5 protein-coding genes are annotated in these 5,061 nt (G+C 72.1%); all 5 read left to right on the top strand.

The features are described from left to right. On the top strand, positions 1-154 hold a 154-nt coding region (locus ACK4TT_RS18120), incomplete at its 5' end, for a cation:dicarboxylate symporter family transporter (protein ID WP_409642655.1). Between the two features lie 76 nt (positions 155-230). Further along, complete coding sequence (locus ACK4TT_RS18115; protein WP_409642653.1) at positions 231-1,616, top strand: putative bifunctional diguanylate cyclase/phosphodiesterase; 1,386 nt, start codon at positions 231-233, stop codon at positions 1,614-1,616. A gap of 192 nt (positions 1,617-1,808) precedes the next feature. Then, the gene (htpX, locus tag ACK4TT_RS18110; RefSeq protein ID WP_410213620.1) at positions 1,809-2,765 is read left to right on the top strand and encodes a zinc metalloprotease HtpX; all 957 of its coding nucleotides are present in this window, start codon (positions 1,809-1,811) and stop codon (positions 2,763-2,765) included. A 72-nt stretch (positions 2,766-2,837) separates the two neighbouring features. Then, positions 2,838-3,806: a DeoR family transcriptional regulator gene (locus ACK4TT_RS18105; protein WP_410213619.1), complete on the top strand. Its 969-nt coding sequence runs from the start codon at positions 2,838-2,840 to the stop codon at positions 3,804-3,806. A gap of 106 nt (positions 3,807-3,912) precedes the next feature. After that, entirely contained in the window at positions 3,913-4,896 is a 984-nt protein-coding gene (locus ACK4TT_RS18100) for a winged helix-turn-helix domain-containing protein (RefSeq protein ID WP_410213618.1), read from the top strand. The last annotated feature ends 165 nt before the right edge of the window (positions 4,897-5,061 follow it).

The raw sequence follows: 5,061 nt of genomic DNA, 5'->3' as shown, positions 1-5,061 counted from the left end.
CGAGGCCGGCCTGCTCCTCATCCTCGCCGTCGACCACCTCCTCGACATGGGCCGATCCGCCACCAACGTCGTCGGCAACTCCGTCGCCGCCGCCGTCGTCGCCAAGTGGGAAGGGCAGATCACGCCGCCTGAAGGGCAAGAAGGCGCGCGTTAGCCATATCGCTTAACTCGGCGTTCGCCTCACCTGACCAAGGTGCTGCCTTCGTGATGGTGAGGCAGAACGCCGGGCCGTGTCCGACAACCGGGAATCCTATGCGGAACTGGCCGCGCGCGTGGCCATGCTCGAGGCCGAGCGGGGCCTGACTCTGCGCCAGGCCCAGACCGATTCCCTCACCGGCCTCGTCAACCGGGGCGCCTTCACCACCCTCCTGTGCGAACGGCTGGAGCAGGCCCGCGCCCACGGCGGCCAGATCGCCCTGTTCGTCGTCGACCTCGACCGCTTCAAGCACCTCAACGACACCCTCGGCCACCATGCCGGCGACCTCCTGCTGGCCGAACTCGGCAAGCGCCTGCTGGCCGACTGCGGTCCGGGCGAGATCGCCGCCCGCCTCGGCGGAGACGAATTCGCGGTGGTCTCCGACGTCAAGGACGTCGGCCGCCGCGCCGCCCGCCTCGTGCAGGTGGTGAGCGCCGCCCAGACCATCTACGGCCGCCACGTCTCACCCGGCGCCTCGGTGGGCGTCGCCGTCTATCCGCAGGACGCCGCCGACGCCTCGGACCTCCAGCGCTTCGCCGACATGGCCCTCTACCGGGTGAAGACCCGCGGCGGGCGCCGGTGGTCTGCCTTCGACGCCGAACTGCGCGCCGAGAGCGAGCGGCGGCGCACCCTGGAGGCCGAACTGCGCCGCGCGATTCCCGCCGGCGAGATCGTCCCCTGGTTCCAGCCGGTGGTGGACGCCTCCACCGGCGCCACGGTGGGCGTCGAGGTGCTGGCCCGCTGGAACCATCCCGAGCAGGGCCTGCTCGCGCCCGCCGCCTTCGTACCCATGGCCGAGGAGCTGGGCCTGATCCACGCCATCGACGAGGCCGTGTTCGACGCCGCCTGCCGGCTGGCCGCCCCCTGGGTCGCCGAGGGGCTGATCGAGCTCGTCTCGTGCAACGTCAGTCCGCGCGACCTGCTGGACCCCGGCTTCTCGCGCAAGCTGATCGCCCGTCTGGCGCGCACCGACCTGCCGGCCACCGCGCTGACCGTCGAGATCACCGAGACCTTCCTGCTGCAGGACCTGGCGCTGGCCCGGCGCCACATCGAGCGGCTGGCGGCCAAGGGCGTCTCCATCGCCCTGGACGACTTCGGCACCGGCTACTCGAACCTGCGCGCGCTGATGCACCTGCCGATCCAGACCGTGAAGCTGGACCGCTCGCTGATCGCCGACGTGGGCCGCGACGCCCGGGTCTCCAAGCTGGTGGCGTCCATGCTGCACGCCTCCCGCGCCCTGGGGGTCAGCATCGTGGCCGAGGGCGTCGAGGACCACGCCCAGGCGCTGTTCCTGCGCTCGGCCGGCTGCGACCGGATGCAGGGCTACTTCTTCGCCCGCCCGATGTCCGGCGAGGCCATGGCGGAGATGCTCCAGGCCTCCCGCCCCGCCCAGCCCGCCCGCCGCCGCGCCACGCGCTGAGAGGCCGCCTCCGCGCAAGCGGAGGCCCTCTTTCAAACCACGGATTTCACGGATTTCACGGATCACGGCGCAGACGAATATCCGTGAAATCCGTGGTTCCTTTCCTTCGAGGGCCGCCGCTTTGCGGCGCTCGGGGCGAATCCCCATATTCGCGCCGGGGTCATTCGGCCCCGTACCGAGATGAAAGGGACCATGCGCAACCATCTTCGCACCTTCATGCTTCTGGCCGCGCTCACCGCGCTGTTCGTGGGCGTGGGCTACGTCGTCGGCGGGCCGACCGGCATGGCCGTCGCCTTCGTGCTCGCCGCCGGCATGAACCTCGTCAGCTACTGGAACGCCGACAAGATCGTGCTGCGGATGTACCGGGCCCGCGAGGTCGATCCGGCCACGCCGGAACCGCTGCTGCGCAACTACCTGGCCGACGTGTACGAGCTCGCCGACCGGGCGGGCCTGCCCCGGCCCAGGGTCTATGTCATCGACCAGGACCAGCCCAACGCCTTCGCCACCGGCCGAGATCCGGCCCACGCCGCCGTCGCCGCCACGCGCGGCCTGCTCGGCATGCTCGACCGCCGCGAGATCCGCGGCGTCATGGCCCACGAGCTGGCGCACGTGAAGAACCGCGACACGCTGACCATGACCGTCACGGCGACCATCGCCGGCGCCGTCTCGGCGCTGGCCAACTTCGCCTTCTTCTTCGGCGGGCGGGATTCCGAGGGCCGGCCCGCCGGGATCGTGCCGATGATCGTGGTCTCGCTGGTGGCCCCCATGGCCGCCGCCCTCGTCCAGTTCGCCATCAGCCGCGGCCGCGAGTACGAAGCCGACCGCCACGGCGCCGAGATGTCGGGCGATCCCGAGGCGCTGGCCTCGGCCCTGCGCAAGATCGAGGCCTACGCCCGGGGCGGCTATGTCAACCCCGACGCCGAGCGCAACCCGGCCACGGCCCACATGTTCATCATCAACCCCCTGGCGGGGGGCAAGGGCGACAGCCTGTTCTCCACCCACCCGGCGACCGAGAACCGCGTGGCCGCGCTGATGCGGATGGGCGGCTCCCCGCGCCGCGCCGCCGCGCCGCGCGCCGGCACGGCCGTGCCCGTGACCGGCGGCCAAGGCGGAGCCCGAAGCGGGGCCGCGCGCAGCCCCTGGGCCTGAGGCTCAGGTAACCTCGGTCTTGCGGACGTTCGATTTCGAACGCATGGTCAACCCATGGTTCGGGGAGACAGGGTGGTCGCGCCTGACGAGCGGGCGGGAGGCGATGACGCCATCCGCCGGCGACGCCTGCTGAGCCGGCTCGCGTCCGCCTACCTCCTGGATGTCCTGGCCATCGCCCGGGGCGAAGGCGATCCGCTCGACACCCTGATCGCCGCGGCGATCATCCAGGCCAATGTGGCGGGAATCCGCGCCCGCGCCGACCTGCAGCTCGCCTTCGCCCAGGCCGACCGGCCGCCGCCCGACGAGCTGCGGCGCCCCGTCAGCATGAACGCCATCGCCAACTCGCTCAATCTGCCCTTCGAAACCGTGCGCCGGCGCATCGGGGCCCTGGCCGCCGCCGGCCACTGCCGCTTCGTCGAGGGCGGCGTGATCGTGCCGGCCGCCGTCCTCATGAGCCCCGCGTTCGCCAAGGACGCCGAGGGCTATGAACGGACGCGGGCCTTCTACGGCCAGATCCGCGGCCTCGGCCTGCTGGGCGACCTGCCGCCGCCCACCGCCGAGATCGGGCCGGGCGAGCCGCCGGTCCGGACGGTGTGGCGCCTCATCGGGTCCTACATGCTGCGGGTGGCCGAGGATCTCGGCCAGATCGGGCGGCTGCTGGACGCCGTCATCCTCTTCGAGGTGTTCCGCAGCAACACCGAGCGCTGGCCGCCCGCGCCCCTGGGCCGCGAAGGGACCACGGCCGCCGACCTGGAGCCCGACCGCCTGCGCCGCCCCGCCTCGATCTCGGCCCTGGCGCGCCGGCTCGGCATGTCGCCGGAGACCGTCCGCCGCCACGTCCTGCGCCTTTCCGAACGGGGTCATTTGGCCAGGACCACCGCCGGGCTCGTCATCCCGGCCGAGGTCCTGGCCCAGCCCCGTTTCCAGGGCGCGCTCGAGGCCAACGCCGGCCACGCGCAACGCCTGATGTCGGCGCTGTCCCGGCTGGGCGTGCTGCAGCTCTGGGACCGCGAGCGCGCCGCCGGGACGGCCGCCGCCTGAGCGCTCGAGGGCTTTGTCGCAAAGCGCTCGAAATGGGTCGCGGAAGGCTTGCCCGGCCCCTTTTCGGCGCCTCAAGGTGCCCGCGTAGCGCCAGTCGAGGAGGACCGTGAGGCAGGGACAGGGCAATCCGGGCAACGACGGGCAGATCGGCCGCCTGCGGTTGATCGCGCGGGCGCTGGCCGCCTATCTGCTCGACACCATCGCCATCGCGCGCGGCGATTCCGACGTCGTCGACACCCTGCTGGCCAGCGCCATCATCCAGGCCAACATCGCCGACATCGTCCGCCATGCGGACGTCCAGGTCGCCTTCGCCGAGGCCGACGCCCCGCCGCCCGACGAGATGCGCCGGCCGGTCAGCATGAACGCCCTGGCGAACTCGCTGAACCTGCCGTTCGAAACGGTGCGCCGCCGCGTCAAGGCCATGGCCGCGGACGGCTTCGTCCGCTTCGTTGACGGGGGGGTGATCGTGCCGACCGCCGTCCTCGCCGATCCGGCGTACGCCGTCGCAGCCTTCCGGGGCTATGAGCGCCTGCGGGCCTTCTACTACCAGCTTTCGGACCTCGGCCTGCTGGACGATCTGCCGCCGCCCACGGTCGACCTGGCGCCCGGCGTCATGCCTTTCCGCGCGGTCTCGCGGCTGGTCGGGACCTTCGTCCTGCGCTTCGTGGAGACGGTCAGCCGCGCGGGCGGCCCGGCCGACGCGCTCATCCTGCTCGAGATCTTCCGCAGCAACACCGAGCATCTCACCGCCGAACACCGGGGCGGCGAGGGGTGGGAGGCCAAGGACATGGCGGACGATGCGCTCCGCAAGCCGGTCTCGGTCAGCGAGGTCGCCCGGCGCATCGGCATGCCGGCCGAAACCGTGCGCCGCCACGTCCGGCGCATGGCCGGCGCGGGCTGGGTGGTCCGAACCCGCGACGGCATCATTATCCCGGCCCAGGCGCTGGCCCTGCCGGCGGTCTTCCCCGCCCTCCTGACCACCGGCGGCAACCTCCAGCGGCTCTTCGGATCCCTCTCCCAGCTCGGCGTGCTCAGAATCTGGGACGAGGTGCGCGAGAGCCGCCCGCCCCAGGTCGCCGCCATCGGCTGAGGCGGCCCCGGTCGGGCGCGGCGCTCGCCGTCACCCGGGCCCGCCTAGATGTGAGGTGCCAATAGGTTGTCCATCCGGTCCGGACCGGGAAGGCTGGTGTTGCGAAGACTCAGCTGATCTCAGGGGACCGGATGAACCTGCATAGGAATGCCCGCACGACGCCGG

Source organism: Phenylobacterium sp. (genome assembly GCF_046463815.1).
In the GTDB taxonomy this organism is placed as follows: Bacteria; Pseudomonadota; Alphaproteobacteria; order Caulobacterales; family Caulobacteraceae; genus Phenylobacterium.
This window is presented reverse-complemented; position numbering and strand designations above follow the sequence as displayed.

Excerpts from the sequence above, each read along its gene's own strand:
- htpX (WP_410213620.1), top strand. The coding sequence starts at position 1,809 with ATGCGCAACCATCTTCGCACCTTCATGCTTCTGGCCGCGCTCACCGCG.